At 35.7% G+C, this 3,551-nt stretch carries 5 protein-coding genes; all 5 read left to right on the forward strand.

Features of this window, described 5'->3' with window-relative positions; genetic code table 11:
• Positions 1-125 precede the first annotated feature (125 nt).
• A complete protein-coding gene (locus VQ643_RS16010) occupies positions 126-353 on the forward strand; it encodes a putative adhesin (protein WP_414201474.1) in 228 nt (75 codons plus the stop codon).
• A 182-nt stretch (positions 354-535) separates the two neighbouring features.
• The gene (locus VQ643_RS16015; protein ID WP_414201476.1) at positions 536-832 is read left to right on the forward strand and encodes a hypothetical protein; all 297 of its coding nucleotides are present in this window, start codon (positions 536-538) and stop codon (positions 830-832) included.
• A 527-nt stretch (positions 833-1,359) separates the two neighbouring features.
• A complete protein-coding gene (locus VQ643_RS16020; protein ID WP_414201482.1) occupies positions 1,360-2,196 on the forward strand; it encodes an RHS repeat-associated core domain-containing protein in 837 nt (278 codons plus the stop codon).
• A gap of 3 nt (positions 2,197-2,199) precedes the next feature.
• Positions 2,200-2,760 (forward strand): hypothetical protein, encoded by a 561-nt coding sequence (locus VQ643_RS16025; protein ID WP_414201478.1) that lies wholly within the window; start codon positions 2,200-2,202, stop codon positions 2,758-2,760.
• 264 nt (positions 2,761-3,024) lie between these two features.
• Positions 3,025-3,480 (forward strand): hypothetical protein, encoded by a 456-nt coding sequence (locus VQ643_RS16030; protein WP_414201480.1) that lies wholly within the window; start codon positions 3,025-3,027, stop codon positions 3,478-3,480.
• Positions 3,481-3,551: the final 71 nt, after the last annotated feature.

A 3,551-nucleotide genomic window follows, 5' to 3' on the forward strand; every position in this document is an offset into this window, starting at 1 on the left:
ATATTGATTCTAATATTAAAGTGAATCCTAATTATTATATTAATAATTATGGAAAAAAAGTATTGAAAATGTTTTTAGAATAGAAATATATAAAGAGGATATTTTTAGATGGAAAAACGAGAAATTTGAGAAATAAGGAGGATATTCAAACCTATGAAGATATAACAGGGTTAAAAATCTATCGGTCAGGCGATCACATACCTAACTATACATTGAACCAGCCAGATGAGAAGATCATATACTATAGCAATTCAAGAACAGTGCAAGATCCTACGGAATTATATCAAATTTTAAAACCTAATATGGGCTGTGTTGTATGGGCTGCCTGCACACTTAGAAATAATAGGAAGTAAATATTATGTATTATAAAGATATGAGTTATTATGTGAATTACTGAAATCAACCCGTTTTAAATATTAAAAGTGTTGGTTGGCTAACTCAGGAAAAAGTTTTTAAAGTAGGGAAGGTTCCAGAAGGTTTTCTAGATAAATTAGCAAAGATTATTAAAGGTAGTGATATAATCAACTCGGCATATATGGGGTTTAGAGGGATCACAGATTGTGGATTAAATGGTTTATCTTACGAATGTGACGGAACAAGAAACAAAGATGGGTACCTTTGCCTTAAGGAAAGATCTTATCTATTAGGTACAGCTAATATTCTTATCCCATCTGTTGACTATCAGTATTTTTTCTGCGCTCCAACATTAATTTATCATTATGTAGAGATTAATAATTACTTGCCGCCTGAAGAGTTTATTGAGGCGGTTTTAAACTTTGACTTTACTCGTCCATTTAATGCTTTAGAAATATATGAAAATATTGGCTATTAAATACAAATTGGCTGCCCTAATTAGCTTTTGTTAACAAGGGTAGCCTTTGATGGTCTAGATCCTTTAGGTCATGTTTTACAAGAAAATATCACTTATGCTTCAGCAACCGCATCGGCAGCCGTCACCAACCGGGGGAATGGCAATACAACGCCAACGATCAACTAATCCGCTGGGAAACTGGTAGCCAGCAAGAAAACTTAAGCTACAGCCCAACAGGCCAGCTCATCCAAAAGAAAACCGCCCTAGAAGCCCTAGACTACGGTTACAACACCGACGACCGCTTAAACAGCATCAAACGTAACGACACTGAAATCGCCACCTACCACTACAACCCCTTTGGGCAACGTATTAGTAAACAAATCAACGGCGAAACCACCTACTACCTATATACCGATGAAGGCCTCATCGGCGAACTAAACGAACAAGGGCAACTACAAATAGCCTATGGCTGGAAACCTGACAGTGAGTGGGGAACACAACCCCTCTGGCAAGCCAACCTTAACCACAGCGCCACCAGCACAGGCACACTGAATAACGCCAGCTACCATTACCTTTATAACGACCACCTAGGCACACCACAAATAGCCGCCAACAGTGAAGGCACTACAACGTGGCAAGCCCAAATGCAAGCTTTTGGGGAAACCACCCCCAACAGCACCAACCTGATCACCATGAACCTGCGCTACCCTGGACAGTACTTTGATGCAGAAACGGGTACACACTACAACTACTTCAGGGACTACAACCCACGAGTAGGGCGTTATAGCCAAAGTGATCCTATCGGCCTAAGTGGTGGTATCAATCACTATGGGTATGCGGGTGGGAATGGGTTGAGGTATAGAGATCCTAAGGGGTTAAGAGTTCTGATTAGACCTGCACCTGTAGTTGTACCAATTAATGGAAATGGTGCTTACACAAATCAATGGGAGGACCCTACAAATGCTTTACCTTTTGGGCAACCAGTGGAGTATGAGTGGGGCGGGGAAAAGTTAGTCCTAGTCTGGCTTAATTTACAAGTTTGGGTCTGGAATAATACTTGGGGGCAGATTTTCTCTTCAGACTCTTCAGAGAATACAAATGATTGCGGCTCAAACACTACAGCTAGCGGATGCAGTGGTAGTATTGTCGTATCAGAAACAATTATTTATGAAAAAAGAAAAGCAGGACGTTGGTCTTGTACTGCTAAATGCCAAATTAAAGTAATAGATCCTATTTTAGATGGTAGAGTTCCAGGGTATATAGGTGGATTTGGACAAGGTAAAACAGAGTCTGATGCATGTTCAGCAGCTAAGCGAGATGCTACTCAATCGGTCCCGTTAGGAACTCATGCTAGACACTGTAGATGTATCTGCTCAGGAAGATAGAGAATGAGTGAACAATATACTGAGGTAAAAGAAGTAATTGAGATAAAGCCACTAGATCGTGATGACTATAAAAACTTTTATTTACGGCTTGAAATTTCAAAAGCATTTCAAACAGAATTTTTTTTTGGACGAGTTTATAAGCAGGATGAGTATAATATATTAGATGATAATATTTTGTTATATGTGGAAGACGACTATTTTTATAAATATGAGGAAGAGCTTTTCAATACTTCTCATGAAGTATTTATGGATTTTATAAAAAAAATTAAACGTATTTTTGGGTCGAGTATGTGTATGAAAATATATAATTTGGTTCAGGTGAATTATATTGAGAATGTATCTGATTGTGGATTAGATAAGTATAGGTTGGATATATTTTATGATAAAGAATATTTAAATTATTTTGGTAAGCTATTTGTTATTAAATATGTTTGCTTAAATACCTCGTTTGACGATAAGCCTGTTGAGGCTGATGTGTCTCTATATGTGGGCGATTGCAGTTTTAGAGGAGATAATATTGAAGATGTTCTTGAGTATTTTAAGAATAGAATAAAAAGTTTTTAAATTTTATTTATTGTATTTTTATAACTTGTTTTTAGGTGTTATTTATCCTGTATTTTTGAGAGATTGTACTTGCTATTATCATTAGTAAACAGCTTTGGACTAGGTAATTAAAATGCATATATAAAAACGAATAAAACTGCGTTTTTACACAAGGATGCGAAAAAAAGTGTTAAGCGAGCTGCCCAGCAAATGAAGAAGTTAATTCAAGAGGATAAACGATTGTCAGGTAAAGGCCTCTGCCCTTAATTTTTATAAGGAACAAATATGTTAAATAAAATATTTAAAGAAATGAAAGAAAAAAATTATGATGAAGCTCTTAGTCTAATTAAGGAATTAGAAGAAAATACAAAATTAAATTCATCTATGCTAGCGGTTAAAGGAATGTGTATGCAGGGCAGTGATAGCGAATCTTATTCGTTAGATGATATAAGAAATATTCATCAGGAAGCAGTTGATATGGATCCTTTTAATGTTAATGCATTAATTGAGCTAGCCTATTTTTACTATGCAATTGATGATGACGCTAAAAAAGCTGAAAATTACTTTGCGACGGCAATAGAAAAAGCTAGAGCACGTATAACTGAAGCAGTAATAGGGCGTGCAAAATGTATTGCAGAGATTACTTCAAGTAAGGATGCAATTAATTTTTTATCAAAAGTATCTACAATAGATGATGAGTCAATACTAATGTTGGTGCATGATTTAGAAGATTTAGATTAATTTTAACTGTAATAAAATAATTAAAGGTAATAGATTCCTAGTATTTAAATAATTCAAAGATGGACTAACAG

The organism is Pseudomonas sp. F1_0610 (assembly GCF_047470865.1).
Taxonomy (GTDB): domain Bacteria; phylum Pseudomonadota; class Gammaproteobacteria; order Pseudomonadales; family Pseudomonadaceae; genus JAZDRH01.